This is a genomic window from Alicyclobacillus acidocaldarius subsp. acidocaldarius DSM 446, assembly GCF_000024285.1.
GTDB classification, from domain to species: domain Bacteria; phylum Bacillota; class Bacilli; order Alicyclobacillales; family Alicyclobacillaceae; genus Alicyclobacillus; species Alicyclobacillus acidocaldarius.
This window is the reverse complement of sequence record NC_013205.1, coordinates 1,831,074-1,845,976: the sequence shown is the minus strand read 5'-3', so window position 1 is coordinate 1,845,976 and position 14,903 is coordinate 1,831,074. Positions and strand designations below refer to the sequence as shown.

General features: G+C 63.6%; 20 protein-coding genes. All 20 read left to right on the top strand.

Annotated elements, in window-relative coordinates; translation table 11 throughout:
* The first annotated feature begins 57 nt into the window (after positions 1 to 57).
* The 20 genes from spoIIIAA (at position 58) to AACI_RS08740 (ending at position 14,479) form a co-directional block, all read left to right on the top strand.
* A complete protein-coding gene (spoIIIAA, locus tag AACI_RS08835) occupies positions 58 to 1,062 on the top strand; it encodes a stage III sporulation protein AA (protein ID WP_012811097.1) in 1,005 nt (334 codons plus the stop codon).
* Positions 1,059 to 1,571: a stage III sporulation protein AB gene (locus AACI_RS08830; protein ID WP_012811096.1), complete on the top strand. Its 513-nt coding sequence runs from the start codon at positions 1,059 to 1,061 to the stop codon at positions 1,569 to 1,571. Before spoIIIAA ends, AACI_RS08830 begins: the two co-directional genes overlap by 4 nt.
* A gap of 43 nt (positions 1,572 to 1,614) precedes the next feature.
* Positions 1,615 to 1,818 carry a stage III sporulation protein AC gene (gene spoIIIAC, locus AACI_RS08825; protein ID WP_012811095.1) on the top strand — a complete coding sequence of 68 codons (204 nt, stop codon included), beginning with the start codon at positions 1,615 to 1,617 and terminating at the stop codon, positions 1,816 to 1,818.
* A gap of 9 nt (positions 1,819 to 1,827) precedes the next feature.
* Positions 1,828 to 2,214 carry a stage III sporulation protein AD gene (gene spoIIIAD / locus AACI_RS08820; RefSeq protein WP_012811094.1) on the top strand — a complete coding sequence of 129 codons (387 nt, stop codon included), beginning with the start codon at positions 1,828 to 1,830 and terminating at the stop codon, positions 2,212 to 2,214.
* 13 nt (positions 2,215 to 2,227) lie between these two features.
* Positions 2,228 to 3,463 carry a stage III sporulation protein AE gene (gene spoIIIAE, locus AACI_RS08815; protein WP_012811093.1) on the top strand — a complete coding sequence of 412 codons (1,236 nt, stop codon included), beginning with the start codon at positions 2,228 to 2,230 and terminating at the stop codon, positions 3,461 to 3,463.
* Positions 3,460 to 3,996, top strand: a complete 537-nt coding sequence (locus AACI_RS08810; protein WP_012811092.1) for a stage III sporulation protein AF — start codon at positions 3,460 to 3,462, stop codon at positions 3,994 to 3,996. The genes spoIIIAE and AACI_RS08810 overlap by 4 nt, the downstream gene beginning before the upstream one ends.
* Positions 3,993 to 4,457 (top strand): hypothetical protein, encoded by a 465-nt coding sequence (locus tag AACI_RS08805; protein WP_012811091.1) that lies wholly within the window; start codon positions 3,993 to 3,995, stop codon positions 4,455 to 4,457. The genes AACI_RS08810 and AACI_RS08805 overlap by 4 nt, the downstream gene beginning before the upstream one ends.
* Before the next feature lie 24 nt (positions 4,458 to 4,481).
* The gene (locus AACI_RS08800; RefSeq protein WP_012811090.1) at positions 4,482 to 5,042 is read left to right on the top strand and encodes a SpoIIIAH-like family protein; all 561 of its coding nucleotides are present in this window, start codon (positions 4,482 to 4,484) and stop codon (positions 5,040 to 5,042) included.
* Between the two features lie 232 nt (positions 5,043 to 5,274).
* On the top strand, positions 5,275 to 5,742 hold the full coding sequence (accB, locus tag AACI_RS08795) for an acetyl-CoA carboxylase biotin carboxyl carrier protein (protein ID WP_012811089.1): 468 nt from the start codon (positions 5,275 to 5,277) through the stop codon (positions 5,740 to 5,742).
* 45 nt (positions 5,743 to 5,787) lie between these two features.
* On the top strand, positions 5,788 to 7,131 hold the full coding sequence (gene accC, locus AACI_RS08790; protein WP_012811088.1) for an acetyl-CoA carboxylase biotin carboxylase subunit: 1,344 nt from the start codon (positions 5,788 to 5,790) through the stop codon (positions 7,129 to 7,131).
* A 68-nt stretch (positions 7,132 to 7,199) separates the two neighbouring features.
* Complete coding sequence (locus tag AACI_RS08785; RefSeq protein ID WP_012811087.1) at positions 7,200 to 7,646, top strand: Asp23/Gls24 family envelope stress response protein; 447 nt, start codon at positions 7,200 to 7,202, stop codon at positions 7,644 to 7,646.
* Complete coding sequence (gene amaP, locus AACI_RS08780) at positions 7,643 to 8,197, top strand: alkaline shock response membrane anchor protein AmaP (RefSeq protein ID WP_012811086.1); 555 nt, start codon at positions 7,643 to 7,645, stop codon at positions 8,195 to 8,197. Before AACI_RS08785 ends, amaP begins: the two co-directional genes overlap by 4 nt.
* Positions 8,194 to 8,415 (top strand): DUF2273 domain-containing protein, encoded by a 222-nt coding sequence (locus AACI_RS08775; protein ID WP_012811085.1) that lies wholly within the window; start codon positions 8,194 to 8,196, stop codon positions 8,413 to 8,415. Before amaP ends, AACI_RS08775 begins: the two co-directional genes overlap by 4 nt.
* A gap of 15 nt (positions 8,416 to 8,430) precedes the next feature.
* Positions 8,431 to 8,931 carry a transcription antitermination factor NusB gene (gene nusB / locus AACI_RS08770; protein WP_012811084.1) on the top strand — a complete coding sequence of 167 codons (501 nt, stop codon included), beginning with the start codon at positions 8,431 to 8,433 and terminating at the stop codon, positions 8,929 to 8,931.
* A complete protein-coding gene (locus AACI_RS08765) occupies positions 8,921 to 9,910 on the top strand; it encodes a peptidase M22 (protein WP_012811083.1) in 990 nt (329 codons plus the stop codon). Before nusB ends, AACI_RS08765 begins: the two co-directional genes overlap by 11 nt.
* Positions 9,911 to 10,028: 118 nt before the next feature.
* Positions 10,029 to 11,042, top strand: a complete 1,014-nt coding sequence (locus AACI_RS08760; RefSeq protein WP_012811082.1) for an NAD(P)/FAD-dependent oxidoreductase — start codon at positions 10,029 to 10,031, stop codon at positions 11,040 to 11,042.
* An 80-nt stretch (positions 11,043 to 11,122) separates the two neighbouring features.
* Positions 11,123 to 11,977, top strand: coding sequence for a bifunctional 5,10-methylenetetrahydrofolate dehydrogenase/5,10-methenyltetrahydrofolate cyclohydrolase (locus tag AACI_RS08755; RefSeq protein ID WP_041708130.1), 855 nt, complete (start codon positions 11,123 to 11,125; stop codon positions 11,975 to 11,977).
* Entirely contained in the window at positions 11,974 to 13,383 is a 1,410-nt protein-coding gene (gene xseA, locus AACI_RS08750) for an exodeoxyribonuclease VII large subunit (protein WP_012811080.1), read from the top strand. Before AACI_RS08755 ends, xseA begins: the two co-directional genes overlap by 4 nt.
* A complete protein-coding gene (gene xseB / locus AACI_RS08745) occupies positions 13,334 to 13,573 on the top strand; it encodes an exodeoxyribonuclease VII small subunit (RefSeq protein ID WP_008339081.1) in 240 nt (79 codons plus the stop codon). The genes xseA and xseB overlap by 50 nt, the downstream gene beginning before the upstream one ends.
* Positions 13,574 to 13,594: 21 nt before the next feature.
* Positions 13,595 to 14,479, top strand: coding sequence for a polyprenyl synthetase family protein (locus AACI_RS08740; protein ID WP_245530501.1), 885 nt, complete (start codon positions 13,595 to 13,597; stop codon positions 14,477 to 14,479).
* Positions 14,480 to 14,903 lie beyond the last annotated feature (424 nt).

Sequence of the window (14,903 nt, the reverse complement as noted above, 5' to 3'; positions counted from 1 at the left end):
ATTCGCATACAGGCGCACGCCCGTCCATATACATGGACTAGGCAGGGGGTGGCCGGTGTGTCCGTGGCGCGTTCGAATCCGAGATCGGTCCTGGAGCAAGTGCTCGCCGTGTTGCCCGGCGAGTTGGCGCGGTCGCTCCAAGGCTTGAGCGACGATTTGCTCGATGAACTTGAGGAGATTCGTCTGCGCGCCGGGCAGCCGCTCGAACTGTGCCTGCGTCAGCGCCCCGCCTTTTTGGCGGAAGATGGCGAACTCACGCAGTCACCGCATCGCGGTGTGCGCGTTTCGGCCGACGAATTGGCGCAGGTTCTGCAGCGCCTGACGCAGTTTTCTCGTTACGCCGTGGAGGAAGACATGCGGCACGGATACGTCACCTTGCCGGGCGGACACCGGGTGGGCATCGCGGGCCGCGCCGTGGTGGAAGCGGGGCATGTGCGCGCCTTTCGCCACGTCACCTCGCTCAACGTTCGCATTTCGCGCGATCATCCGGGCGCGGCGGCGTCCGTAATGCCTTTCTTGTACGATCGCGTCTCACGCCGTCCGCTTTCGTCGCTCATCGTATCGCCGCCGCAGTGCGGCAAGACGACGCTCGTGCGCGACGTGGCGCGCCGGTTCAGCTACGGCGACTTCGCGCTCGTCGATCCCGGCTTGAAGGTCGCCGTGATCGACGAGCGCTCGGAGATTGCGGGCAGCGTCGACGGCATCCCGCAATTCGATCTCGGCCCCCGCGCGGACGTCCTCGACGGGTGTCCGAAAGCGGAGGGCATGATGATGGCGATTCGGAGTCTGTCTCCGCACGTCGTGGTCACGGACGAGATCGGCCGAATGGAGGATGCGGAGGCGGTGCTGGAGGCGTCGCTCGCAGGCGTCGCGGTGGTGGCGACCGCGCACGCCGCTTCGCTCGACGCGTGGCGCCGCAGGCCGTGGATGGAGAGATTGTTTTCCGCGCGCGCCTTCGACCGGTATATCGTGCTGAGCCGCCGCCATGGACCGGGCACCGTCGAGGCGGTCCTGGACGCGGAGGGGCGACCGCTTCGCCGCGGGGGCGCGGAGGCGAGATGAAGCTTGCGGGTGCCGCGTTGGTGCTTTTCGCTTGTACGCTCATCGGACTTCGCGTGGCTCAGGGCTACCGGGATCGACCCAAGGCCCTCAGGCAGTTGCTTCAGGCGCTCATCGAGCTTCAGAGCGAAGTCGAATACCATGCGACGCCGATTCCGCAGGCGTTGCGTGCGGTCGGCACGCGGCTCGGAGGGTGGTGCGGATCGTGGCTCGTGGACATGGCGAATGTGCTCAGCCGTCCCGCCGATTCCCCTGAAATCGCGCTCCAGAACGTCTCGCTTGCCTCGGCGACGAGCGGAACCCTGCGGGATGCGGATGCGGAGCCGTTCCTTCGCCTGTTGCGCTCCATCGCCGTAGCCGATCGCGACCACCTGCAACAGCCCTTTCTCGCGGCGCGCGCGGATCTGGAAGCGGCGATTCAAGCCGCGCAGGACGAAGCCATCCAAGGCGCACGCCTGTGGCAATACCTAGGTGCCTTGGCCGGGGTGTTCATCGTCCTTCTGCTCCTGTAACAGGCGGACGCGAGGCAATGTGCGCGAAAAGAGGGGATGCGTGATGTCGCCCGAGATTCGGGATCTGTTTCGCATTTTCGCCGTAGGCTTTATCGCGGCCATCTTTCACACGGTATTGAAGCAGAGTGGCAAAGAGGATTTCGCGCACTGGGCCACCCTGGCAGGCTTGGTGGCCGTGTTCGTGATCGTGATTGGATACGTCGACCACCTGTATCACGAAATCACCAGCGTCTTCCTGCTGCAGTAGGTGAATCTCGTGCACATCGTTCAAATCATCGGCATTGGCCTGACCGCCACGGTGCTCGCAGCGCTTCTGCGACAACAAATGCCGTCCTTTGCGACGCTGGTCAGCCTGTTCGCGGGCGTCCTCATTCTTCTCCTTTTGGTGCGATCCATCTCGGGCGCGCTCGACACGTTTCAGCAGCTGACGGCGGCGGCGCACATGAACCAAATGTTTCTCCAGACGCTCATCCGCATCCTCGGCATCGCGTACGTCGTGGAATTCGCGGCTGACATCGCGCGCGACGCCGGCGAGTCCGCGCTCGGCGGGCGGATCGAGCTCGCCGGCAAGATCGGAATTGTCCTCTTGGCGCTGCCCATCTTCAAGGACGTGCTCGACGTGATCGTTCGGATGATTCCGTGAAGGGGCGAGGCTTGTGAGGAACCGGTGGCGCTTTTTCATCGCGTTGTTCACTTCCGTGGTGGTCCTCGTCGGGCTCCCGGTCTGGGCGCGGGGAGATCCGACCGACGGCCAGGTGACGCAGTCTGCCGAACAGTCCGCCGAACAGTCCGCCGAGCAGATCCTTCAAAACACCGCGCAGAGCGAGCTCGATCACGTCGACACGCAGTCCATCGACGCCTACTGGCACCAGCTCGAATCTCAGTATGGGGGATTTCTTCCGCACGCCGGTGGTCCGTCGCTCATTCAGTCGGTGCTTGAGCACGGGGGGCCTTCCTTTCACGGCATGGTGTCGGGCTTGGTGCACTACTTTTTTCAGGAAGTCGTCGACGATGTCGGCCTCTTCGGGGGACTTCTCATCCTCTCCGTGGCAGCGGTGCTTCTCAGGATGATGCAGTCGTCGTTCGCGGAAGAGTCGGTGGGCGAAGTGGCCCAAATGGTGGTCTCGTTCGTGCTCGCGGCGCTCGTCACGCGGTCGCTCGTGGAAACCTTCGGGTCGGCGCGTCAGGCTATCGAGTCGATGAACCACTTCATGCTCGCCACCATGCCCGTGTCCATCGCGCTGCTCGCGGGGTCGGGATCGCTCGCGTCGGCGGCGTTCTTTCAGCCGATGCTCATCTTTTGTGTGCACTTCGTCTCCAACGTCGTGTTCCTCGTGGTCTTTCCGCTGGTCTTTTTGGCCGCCGTTTTGGAGCTCGCGTCGTCCATGGCCCCGCGGTATCCGCTGACACGGCTGGCGTCCTTGGCGCGGACGGCTGGGCTCGCGGTCCTGAGCTTTGCCCTCGTGGTGTTTGTGGGCGTGACCGCGGTGCAGGGAACGGGGCGTGGAATTGCGGACGGGCTGGCGCTTCGGACGATGAAGTTTGGCGTGGGGACGTTTGTGCCCGTGGTGGGCAAGGCCATCTCCGACGCCGCCGAAACGGTGCTCGGCGCCTCGCTTCTCGTCAAAAACGCCGTCGGGATCGCAGGGCTCGTCGTGATCGCGCTGATGGCGGCGTTTCCGGCGATGAAAATCCTCGCGGTTTCCGCGATGTATTCCGCAGGCGCGGCCGTGATGCAGCCGGTGGGCGAAACGCCGATCATCGCCTGCCTCGGGGCGCTCGGGAGGACCATGCTGCTCGTGTTTGCCTCGGTGGCCACGGTGGCGCTGATGTTCTTCTTTGCCATCTGCATCCTGCTTGCGGCGGCCAACCTGGCGGTGATCACGGCGTGAACGGGCTCGGAGAGTGGCTGAGGCAAGTGGTGGCCATCGCGCTCATCGGCGGGATTGCGGAGATGATGCTGCCGTCCGGCGGGCTTGTGCGCTATGTCCGGATGACGGTGGGGGTGGCTCTTCTGGCGGCGCTGTTGAGCCCCATCCTGCCGGCGCTTCGGGGAGGGTGGGCAAACAGCGCGGCAGACCGGGCCTCGGACTTCCTGTTTGGGAACACGGCCACAACGGCCCCTGCGCAGCCGGAAAGCCGCGCTGTCCAAGATTACGCGCAAGCACTTCATCAGGCGGAGGATCAGGACGCCGCCACGTATCTCGCGGAATGGGCCGAGGCGTCTCTGCCCGATCCGATCCGTTCGGAGGTGGTCAAGGTGACCGTCGAACACCCCACGAGCGCCGACCAGATGGCAGTCACCGTGCTGGTTCGGCCTACGGGCATGGCGGACGCGGTGGAGATTCGGCAGATCATCGCGTCCCATCTGGACATCGGGCCGAACCAAGTCGAGGTCTTGGACGAGGGAGACGCGCCCCGATGAACTGGAATCTTCTTCTCAAACAGCGCGGGCTTGTCGCCTTGGGGGCGCTCGGCGTGGTGTTGCTGGCGTTCAGCTGGTTGTGGCCAGGGGCGCGATCGCAGCCCGTCAGTTCCGCGTCGCCTACCAACGCCAGCTCGGCGAGCTCGACCTGGCCATGGAACGCCACCGGAACCGACCAAGGGCCTCAAGGGCTCGTGTCGATCGCGTCGTACTACGAAAACGAGTTGCAGTCGATGCTGCAAAAGCTTCCGGGGGTGAACGCCGTCTCGGTGCTCGTGACACTCGCGCAGAGCGGCCAACTGGCGAGCGGGGGCACGAACGGCGTCGGCGTCCTGGGCGTGTTGGTCACGGTGGATGCCAATGACTTTGTCCAGGCGAAAACAGAAATCGTGGACGCAATTACGAATGTGTTGGACGTGCCCGCATATAAGATTACTGTCGAACCTCAAAAGGGTGAATAGACGGAGATTAGGAGGATGCATGCGATGGTGAAACGGCAGACGGTGTGGTTGTCCACGATGATGGTGCTGAGCCTGATGCTGATTGGCTACTACACGATGAACAATCAGACCAGCACGACGTCCACGAACCCGTCGAACTCAACGACACCCACGGTGACGACCAGTCCCACCAATGCGACGCAGGTCTCGAATCAAACGCAGGAGACCACCGGGTCGAACGTGTCCAGTGCGGACAATTGGTACAATGCGCTCCAAGCTTCCGTGAACAACGAGATCAGCCAGAGAATCTCGAACGACCAGGCGATCATTGCAAACAACAACGCTTCTCAGGCGCAGATCGCCGAGGCGCAAAAGCAGCTGGGCGAGGAAGAAGCGCTGTACAACAGCCTGCAGCAAGCGACGCAGGCCGTGATCGCGGAGGGATACAAGAACGCCGTCATTGCGCCGGACAAGAACCAGACCACGTTCACGGTGTATGTCGAGACGAACCATCTCTCGAAGGCCGACGCCGTGAAGATCATGAACATCGTCAGTCAGCAGTTGGACACGTCGATCTTCAACATTTCCGTCAAACCGCACGCTTGAACCGAAATCAGTGGTGGGGGGCTGTCCCAAACGTGCCATGCGAAGGGGCTGCCCCTCCTTTTTTCACTCAGCAACCTATGAGGGGCTGGCCTTGTCGCCATCGGCGAGAGATGGCAGGGGGACAGCCTCTTCTACGTTCTTCCATTCCCTAGAACGGTAGGCGTCCCTGTGGTATACTCGTGAAGACCTTGTCAGATGGATTTGGAGATCCGGATCGGGGAGAGACGATGGGTTGCTGACGATGGAAGAAATTCGTGAGCTGATTCGCTTGCTGGACGACAGCACGCTGACCGAGTTGGAACTCGAGTTCGAGGACGGGAAGGTGAGATTGGCCAAGCGGGCCGAGATCGTCTCGTACACGGTGCCGCAGGTGGCGATGCCTGTCGCGCAGGCCGCGCCCGCGCCATCGGCCGCGCCGCATTCCGGGAGCGCGGCTCCCGCGGCGGCCGAGGACCCGGGTTTGCACGTGATCACGTCGCCGATGGTGGGCACGTTTTATCGGGCGCCGGCGCCGGATGCCCCTCCGTTCGTCGATGTTGGTTCGCAGGTCGGGCCGAAGACGGTCGTGTGCATCATTGAGGCGATGAAGTTGATGAACGAGATCGAGGCCGAGGTCTCTGGCGAGATCGTCGAGATCTTGGCGGAAAACGGGCAGTTGGTCGAGTACGGTCAGCCCCTGTTCAAGGTGCGCCGCACCTGACGGCGGTGTTCGACCGAAAACTGACTGGGTGAAGGAGAGCCGTGGATGTTTAAGCGCGTGTTGGTCGCGAATCGCGGCGAGATCGCGGTCCGCGTGATCCGAGCATGCCGCGAACTGGGGATCGAGACGGTTGCCGTATATTCGACGGCGGACCGCGATGCGCTGCATGTGCGGATGGCGGACGAGGCGTACTGCATCGGGCCGGCGCCCGCCAAGATGAGCTACCTGAACATCCCCAGCGTGATGTCGGTGGCGACGCTGTGCGGGGTCGACGCGGTGCATCCAGGGTACGGGTTCCTTTCGGAGAACAGCGACTTTGCGGAAGCGTGCGAGGCGTGCGGGATCACGTTCATCGGGCCGAGCCCGCGGGCCATTGAGCTCATGGGCGATAAGTCGACAGCGAAGATGACCATGCGCAGGGCCGGCGTGCCGACGGTGCCGGGCAGCGAGGGCCTCGTGGAGTCCTTGGAAGAGGCGCTCGCCATCGCGAATGCCATCGGCTATCCGCTGATCATCAAGGCCACCGCGGGAGGCGGCGGCCGCGGGATCCGGGTGGTGCGCGACGAGCCGGAGCTCCGGAAAGCGTACGACCAAGCCCGCAGGGAAGCGGAGGCGTCGTTCGGCAATCCAGGCATCTACATCGAAAAGTACATTGAGCGGATGCGCCACGTGGAGATTCAGATCCTGGCGGATCGACACGGCAACGTGATTCACCTCGGGGAACGCGACTGTTCCGTACAGCGCCGCCTTCAGAAACTCGTCGAAGAGTCGCCGTGTCCCGTCATGACGGAAGAGAAGCGGCAGGAGATGGGAGACGCCGCGGTGCGGGCCGCTCGGGCCGTGGACTACGTAGGCGCGGGCACCGTCGAGTTTATCTACACACCGGATGGCGATTTCTACTTCATGGAGATGAACACGCGCATTCAGGTCGAGCATCCCGTGACCGAGTGGGTGACCGGTGTCGATCTCGTCCGCGAAATGATCCTGGCGGCGGCCGGCGAACCTCTCTCGGTCAAACAGGAGGACATCGTGCTGCGAGGCCACGCCATCGAATGCCGGATCAACGCGGAGGATCCGTTCCGCCAGTTCGCGCCTTCGCCGGGGACCATCCGATCGTATTTGGCGCCGTCCGGCCCCGGCGTGCGTGTGGATTCCGCCTGTTACCCAGGCTACACCATCCCGCCGTACTACGACTCCATGGTTGCCAAGCTCATCGTGTGGGCGCCGACGCGCGATCAGGCCATCGCCCGGATGTTGTCCGCGCTCAGCGAGTATGAGATTGAGGGCATCCAGACGACCATTCCGTTTCATATGGCGCTCCTCCAGAACGAGCGTTTTCGAAAAGGCGACGTATCGACTCGATTTTTGGAGGAAAATCCAATACTCTAGACGAAGAACGTTAGCATTCCGTTCCATTCTCACGCGGAGCCCGACGAGGGCTGAGGAGGAAGATGGAGATGGCCGACATGGAGTACGAATTGACCGAGCGCGGTTCGGTGCACATTTCGGATGAAGTCGTGCAGATCATCGCAGGCGTCGCGACGAACGAGGTGGACGGCGTGATCGGCACCAGCGGCTCGCTGGCCGGAGGCATCACCGAGTCCATCACAGGAAGAAAAAATATGACGAGAGGCGTCAAGGTCCAGTATGACGAGGCGGCGCGCTCGTGCACCATCGACGTCTGGGTGCAGCTCCGGTTCGGCGTGAGCATTCCGGAGGTCGGGTACCAGATCCAGGAGCACGTGAAATCGTCCGTCGAGTCGATGACGGGCCTGCGCGTCAACGCAGTGCACGTACACGTGGTGGGCGTGGCCTTCCAGACGGAGGCGGAGCGCGCGCAGGATGCGGATCAGATTGGAGCAGCGCTCCCTGGGGAGGAGCGCTCGACAGGAGGGATTGGATGAATTTCGGCGATCGATTCCTCTTGTTCCTGTTGTCGCTCGTGGGGCTCGTGCTGGGCGTGCTTCTCGCCCTGCTTGGCGCGGGCGTCATCTCGGTCGCGTGGGCCGCGAGTGAACTCGCGGTTCAGCCGTGGAACATGGTGTGCCTCGTGGTGGGCGTGGTCGGCGCGCTGTTGTCCATCCGCTTCCTGTTCTATCGCTCCCGCCGCCGCGGGGCGGGCGGCCCCGCCGAGTCCGTGCTTCTGGCGGGCGATCACGGCCAAATTCGCATCTCGTATGAGACCTTGCGTCAGCTGGCGAACCGCCGGGGTTCCCAGTTGAAAGGGGCCGAGTCGTTCGACTCCCGCGTGCGACAGGGACACGACGGCATTCTCATCGCCTGCCGGATGCAGGTGTTGCCCGACATCGACATTGCGGCGCTCAGCCGTGAAGCTCAAGCGGCTGTGAAGGAGTACGTCGAGCGGACGGCCGGGGTCAAGGTGGAACGCGTCATCGTCCACGTCACGGAAATTGCCCCGAACGGGCACGTTGGCAAGGCGTGGAGTGGCGCATGAACCGCCTTGGCAGAGCGTGGCTTTGGTTTCGGAGCCGTCCGCGCAGGTATCATGGGGTTGCCGCGGGGATCTCGTTTTGGATCCTGTGGATGATCTTCGGGTTCTGGCGTGTCCTGCTCCTCTTTGTACTCGCCGCCATTGGATACGCGGGAGGGCGCGTCTGGGAGGAAAATCAGTCCTGGCGGCGCATCCTGGAACGCCTGTTGACAGATCGATAGACGGAGTGAAGCCGATTGACCCGACATGAAGCGAGAGAGTGCGCGCTGCAGGCGCTGTGCGTGCTCGACGTCCAGCGCGATCTCGGCTCGGCGGAAGCGATAGCCTCCGCGTTGGCCGAACGCGGCACGGATGCCGGGGGAGACTTCACGTACATCGAGGAACTCGTCGATGGCACGCGCCGGCATCTGGACGAGATCGACGAGTTGCTTGCCCGGCACATGGAGCGCTGGTCGCCTGAACGCATCGGGCGCGTCGAGCGGAACGTTTTGCGCCTCGCCACTTACGAACTGCTGTTCGAGCCGGAACTGCCCATTGCCAGCGCCATCGACGAGGCCGTGGAGATTGCCAAAACGTTCGCCACGGAGCAATCCGGTCGCTTCGTGAACGGTGTGCTCGCGAAGCTTTTGCCCGCCGTGGCGGATCGGCGACGTGCGGATACGCGCGAGGCGGGGCAGGAGAAGCGGACAGCAAGCGCGGCCGAACCGGCGCGGGAGGGCGTCGACGATGGCGCGTGAAACGCCTCTCGTGCTTGGCGTGGATACGAGCAACTACACGACTTCCGTGTGCGCAGTGGACGCAGTCCATGGGCGGATGGTGGCCGAGGCGCGGAGACCGCTGCGCGTGCCGCGCGGAGAACGCGGCTTGCGCCAGAGCGAGGCCGCGTTTCAGCATGTGCAGAACTTCCCCACGGTGATGGCCGAGCTTTTGGACAGGCTGATGGCAGAGGGCGTGCGGCCCGCGTGGCGCCGCGTCGCCGTCTCTGTGCGGCCAAGGCCGTGGGCGTCTTCGTATATGCCGGTGTTTCAAAGCGGGTTCGCTGTGGCCGCGTCGTTGGCCCACAGCCTCGGCGTTCCGCTCACGCGAACCTCGCATCAGGAAGGCCATCTCGCCGCCGCGGAGTATTTCGCGCCGATGCCCGGCGCCCCATTTGTCGCCGTCCATATGTCGGGCGGCACGTGTGATGTCGTCATCGCGCGCCGCACACCGTCCGGGTATGCCATCACCCGCGTCGGAGAGGCGCTGGATCTTCATCCCGGTCAGTTGGTCGATCGCGTCGGTGTCGCGCTGGGACTCCCATTTCCGGCCGGGCCACACCTCGAACAACTCGCTCGGCGGTGCGGAACCTCCCCGGGCGAGTTGTTGCTGAAAGCACCGGTCCGCGGCGCGAGCATGAGCTTTTCGGGGCCGCTCACGGCGGCGCTGCGCGCCGTGCAGGCCGGTGCGCCAGCCCACGAGGTGGCGCGGGCCGTGGAGGCGTGCATCGCGCGCTCGGTCGCGAAAGCTGTCGAATATGCCGTTCGACATGCTCAAACCGCTCGGCACGTCCTCATCGCGGGCGGTGTGGCGTCGAACCAGTTTATCCAGTGCACCATCCGATCTCGCCTGGAGCGGCGCGTGCCCGGTATCCACGTGGCCTTTGCTCCACCGGAGTTCGCGAGGGACAACGCGCTCGGCGTGGCGACCATCGGCTACTGGCGCGAGTGCGCACCCTAATCCTTTTGCAAAATCTCGAACAGAAAATTGTCGACAAAGCACATGGGCATTGATAGTCTTTTCGGACCTATCTTGCTATAATGGGGCCCGTAGTGTCGTGAACAAAGGAGGTTCTGCGTTGTCGGAGAACGTGCAGGTTCAAGAGAATGTCACAGACATGTTGATCATCGGGGGTGGCCCGACCGGCCTTTTCGCGGCGTTTTATGCGGGGTTGCGCAACTGTTCTTGTAAAATTATTGATAGCTTGCCTCGATTAGGCGGACAACTTGCCATGCTGTACCCCGAAAAGTATATTTACGACGTCGCTGGATTTCCGAAAATTCGAGCGCGCGATCTCGTCGACCAGCTGATCGAGCAGGCGATGACGTTCAAGCCGGGCGTCCATTTGAACGAGTCCGTCGAGCGGCTCGTGAAGCGCGAAGATGGGTTGTTTGAACTGCATACCAATCAATCGGTGCACGTGGGCAAGGCGGTCATTATCTGCGCCGGCATCGGCGCCTTCACGCCGAGACCGCTTCCGGCGGAGTCCGCCAAGCACTTCGAGGGCCGCGGCGTGGCCTATTACATCGACAAGATCGACCACTATCGCGGCAAGCGGGTGCTCGTCATCGGCGGCGGCGACACGGCAGTGGACTATGCGCTGATGCTCGAGGAGGTCGCCGACTCGGTGACGCTCATCCATCGCCGAGACGGTTTCCGGGCGCACGAGGACAGCGTGCGCAAACTGTTCGAGTCTCGCGTGCACGTGAAGACGTTCTACGAGTTGGTGGACGTACAGGGTGGAAATTGGGTGGAAAAGGCCGTGATCGTCAACAACCAGACAAAGCAGCACGAAGAACTCGAAGTCGACGCCATCGTGAGTGGACTCGGGTTTCACGCTTCGCTTGGCCCCATCAAGGAGTGGGGGCTTGAAATCGAGAAGAACGACATTGTCGTGAATTCCAAGATGGAAACCAATATCCCTGGCGTGTACGCGGCGGGGGATGTCGTCACCTACCCGGGCAAGCTGAAGCTCATCGCGACGGGCTTTGGCGAAGCGCCGACGGCGGTCAACAACGCAAAGACCTACATCGATCCGAAGGCGAAGCTTTTCCCGGGTCACAGCACGAGCATGACGAACCTCGGGCATTGAGGATGGCGGACAGGCTGTTCGGCTCCGTGGAGCGGACAGCCTGTCGCTTTCTGTCTTCTGGATGGAGGCGTGGGGTGAACATGGCGCAGCGGTTGGACGGGAGACGAGCGGCCGAGCGCGTTCAGGAAGAGCTCAAACGGCGCGTCGAAGAGCTCGCCTCGCGCGGCATCTTGCCGAAGCTCGTGATGTTGGTCTCCGAGGCGGACGAGGTATCGCTCGGGCACGTGCGGCGAAAGGCTCGCTTCGCACGTGGGGCCGGGCTTGTTGCCGAGATCCGCACCTTCCGAGCGGCAGAGGGTCCCGATGCACTCCGCTCGGCGATTGACCGCCTCAACGAGGACGACGAGGTGGATGCCATACTGGTTCAACTTCCGCTTCCGGCGGGGTGGGACGAGGGAGAGATCCTGAGGCGTGTGCGCCCGGATAAGGACGTGGACGGGCTTCATCCTGAGAATCTGGGCCAGATGGCGTATGGTCTCCCTCGCGTCTGGCCCTGCACGGCGCGGGGCGTCGGGGAACTTCTGCATCAGCATGAGATCGGCGTGCACGGCAAGGTGGCGTGCGTGATTGGACGCAGTCCGCTGGTGGGATGGCCCATCGCCCAGTGGTTCATGGCGCATGGCGCGACCGTGGTACAATGTCATCGGCAGACGCCGTCCGTCGCGGTGTGGACGCGGCAGGCGGACATCGTCGTGAGCGCGGCGGGCGCACCGGGTCTCGTTGGGGCCGAGGAGGTCCGGCCGGGCGCGGTCGTGATCGACGTGGGGCTGACGTACACCGCGGACGGCCCGCGAGGGGATGTCGATCCCGGCGTTAGGGAGCGCGCCTCGTGGCTCACACCGGTTCCGGGCGGCGTGGGTCCCATGACGGTTGCGATGGTGGCCCAAAACGCCTTCGATCTATGCGCCATGCGGCGAGGGGGAGGACGAGGATGAACGCGCTGACGCGCGCCGCGGCCGAGGCGGAAGCGGTGCTCACCGTCACCGAACTCAATCGGCGGATCAAAGAGCGTTTGGAGTCGGATCCGCGGCTCATCCAGTGCCGCGTGGTCGGGGAGATCTCGAATTTCAAACACCACCCGAGCGGCCACATGTATTTTACGCTCAAGGATGAGACCAGCCGAATCCGCGCGGTCATGTTCAGCAGCCGGAATCGCCGTCTCCAATTTCAGCCTGAAGACGGGATGCGGGTGATCGCCTTCGGCTCCGTCGGCGTCTTCGAGCGAGATGGCCAGTATCAGCTCTATGTGGAGGACCTCGAGCCCGATGGATTGGGCGCCCTATACGTTCGCTACGAACAGCTTCGCCAACAGCTCGCCGCAGAGGGGCTGTTTGCTCCGGAGCGGAAGCGGCTGCTCCCCCGCTTCCCGTTGCGCGTGGGGGTCGTCACGAGTCCCACGGGCGCGGTGATTCGGGATATCTGCACGACCATCGAACGCCGTTATCCGCTCGCGCGGGTCATTCTCGCGCCGGCGCAGGTGCAGGGCCCCGACGCGGCGCCCACCATTGTGCGCGCGCTCGAGGTGTTGTACGCGCTGGAACCGAAGGTGGACGTGATCATCGTGGGGCGCGGCGGAGGCTCATTGGAAGAGCTTTGGCCGTTCAACGAGGAGATGGTGGTGCGGGCCGTGGCGCGATCGCCTGTGCCCGTCGTCTCGGCCGTCGGGCATGAGACCGATGTGACCCTGTGCGATTTCGCGGCGGACGTCCGGGCCGCGACGCCCACGGCGGCAGCGGAGCTCGTATGCCCGCACCAAGCCGAGCTTCGGGCGTACCTGGAACAGGCGTCGGCCAGAGCGCGGAAGGCGGCGTTGGTCAAGGTCGCTTGGGGGCGAGAGCGGCTGTTGGATCTGGCGGGGCGGCCCGTGCTTCGGGACCCGACGCGGATCATCGCGGTGAGGCGCCAGCTCGTGGATTTCATCGAAACGCGCGTGCGTGAGGCCCAGCGCCGCCCCATCGGGTTGCGCCGTCGAGCGCTGGCCGATCTGGAGCGAAGGCTTCAACGCGTGCAGCTGGGCGGGGCGATTCAAGGGCGCAGGCGGGACCTGATGCGTCTCGAGCACCAGGTGCGATCGCTTACGGAGCGCCAGTTGCTCGTGCAGAGCCGGAAACTCGAGGGCGTCATTGGCAAGCTCGAAGCACTGAATCCGCTGGCCGTGCTGCGGCGCGGATACGGCGTGATTCTCGACGAAGACGGGCGATCCGTCATCACCTCGGCCCAATCGCTTGCTCCAGGCAAGCGAATTGGGATCCGAATGCACGACGGTACGGTGGAAGCGGAGGTGAAGGCGCGTGGAGGAGACGCGGGCGGCCGAGTGGAACAACTCCGATTGGACCTTTGAACAGGCCATGCGGCGGCTGGAGGAAATCGTGCGCCAGCTCGAGGCGGGGGATCTGCCTCTGGACGCGTCCATCCGGGCCTACGAGGAGTCGATGAGGCTCGTAAAGTTTTGCCGGGAGCAGCTCGACAAGGCGGAATTTCAGCTCGAAAAGCTCGGTCAGGAACTGGCGGACGAATCGGTTTCGCCATGACCGGCGCTGGCCAATCCGGGGGTGAATGCGTTGCAGACGTACCTCGAGGCGTGCAAGGAAGCGGTCAACGCGTTTCTCGCGCGCCTGTTCGAACCGACGGGCCTTCACGCTCGACTGAAGGAAGCGATGAATTACAGCCTCATGGCCGATGGCAAGCGGCTACGTCCAGCGCTCGTCATCGCGACGGCCGAGACGTTTGGCGTGCCGAGGGATCGCGTCCTTCCCGCCGCTGCCGCGGTCGAACTCATTCACTGTTATTCGCTGATTCATGACGACCTTCCATGTATGGACGACGACGATCTTCGGCGCGGGCAGCCGACGAATCACGTCGTGTTTGGCGAAGCCATGGCCCTTTTGGCCGGGGACGCTCTGTTGACCGAGGCGTTTCATTTGTTGGCCCGTCCCTTGGAGGGCGTTCCTGCCGAGCGACAGCTGGCGATGATCCGCACGCTGGCGTCGCGCGCCGGTGTCGACGGCATGGTCGGCGGACAGGCCGTCGACATCGAACGAACGGGTGGCCAGGGGACCCTCCAGGACGTCGAATTCATTCACCTCCACAAGACGGCTCGACTCATTCAGGCGTGTGTGGAGATCGGCGGGTATTTCGCCGATCTCGACGACCAAGTGCGCTGGGCGCTTTCATGCTACGGCGAGTGCCTTGGCTTGGCGTTCCAAATGATCGACGACGTGCTGGACGTGACGGCGTCCACGGAGCAACTCGGGAAAACGGCTGGAAAAGATGTGGAAGAAGGAAAGCTGACCTATCCGCGCTTCGTCGGCGTGGAGAAGACGCGCCAAATGGCGCGTGACGTCATCCGCCGCGGTGAGCAAGCGTTGGCGGAGGTCGGGGTGCGGTCGGAACCGCTCAAAGCGCTTCAGGCGCTCATCGTGGAGCGGGATCGCTGACGGTGTCGCCGCATCGCGATGGACAGGACTCCAGCGTCTCCCTCTGCGGGGGCCGCGGACTCTGTGGTATAATGACAACTGACGAAGTCCGACGAAACGTCCCTGCGGGTGGCGCAGTATTCTAGTCAACCGTCCGCGCCTGAAGACGGGGCTAAAAATCCGTCAAAGGGCACATCGATGAAGTTCCTGGTGTGGGCTTGGGGCGCCCAGCCCTGGGCTCATGCTGGGAGTTAAGAAGGTTGGGCAGCCCGCAATGGCATGCGGGACGCGACCCAGCCTTCGCGGAGGCCCAAGTTCGTAGCTGGAACCATGGTTTTTGCTATGGCTTGGGGTATGAACCTGCATGCGGAGGCAATCTGTGTGCAGCGTAGCCTGCCTTGAGTGGTACTGAAGGATCCCAGGAATTCAGGTGGTCGGCCGCGGC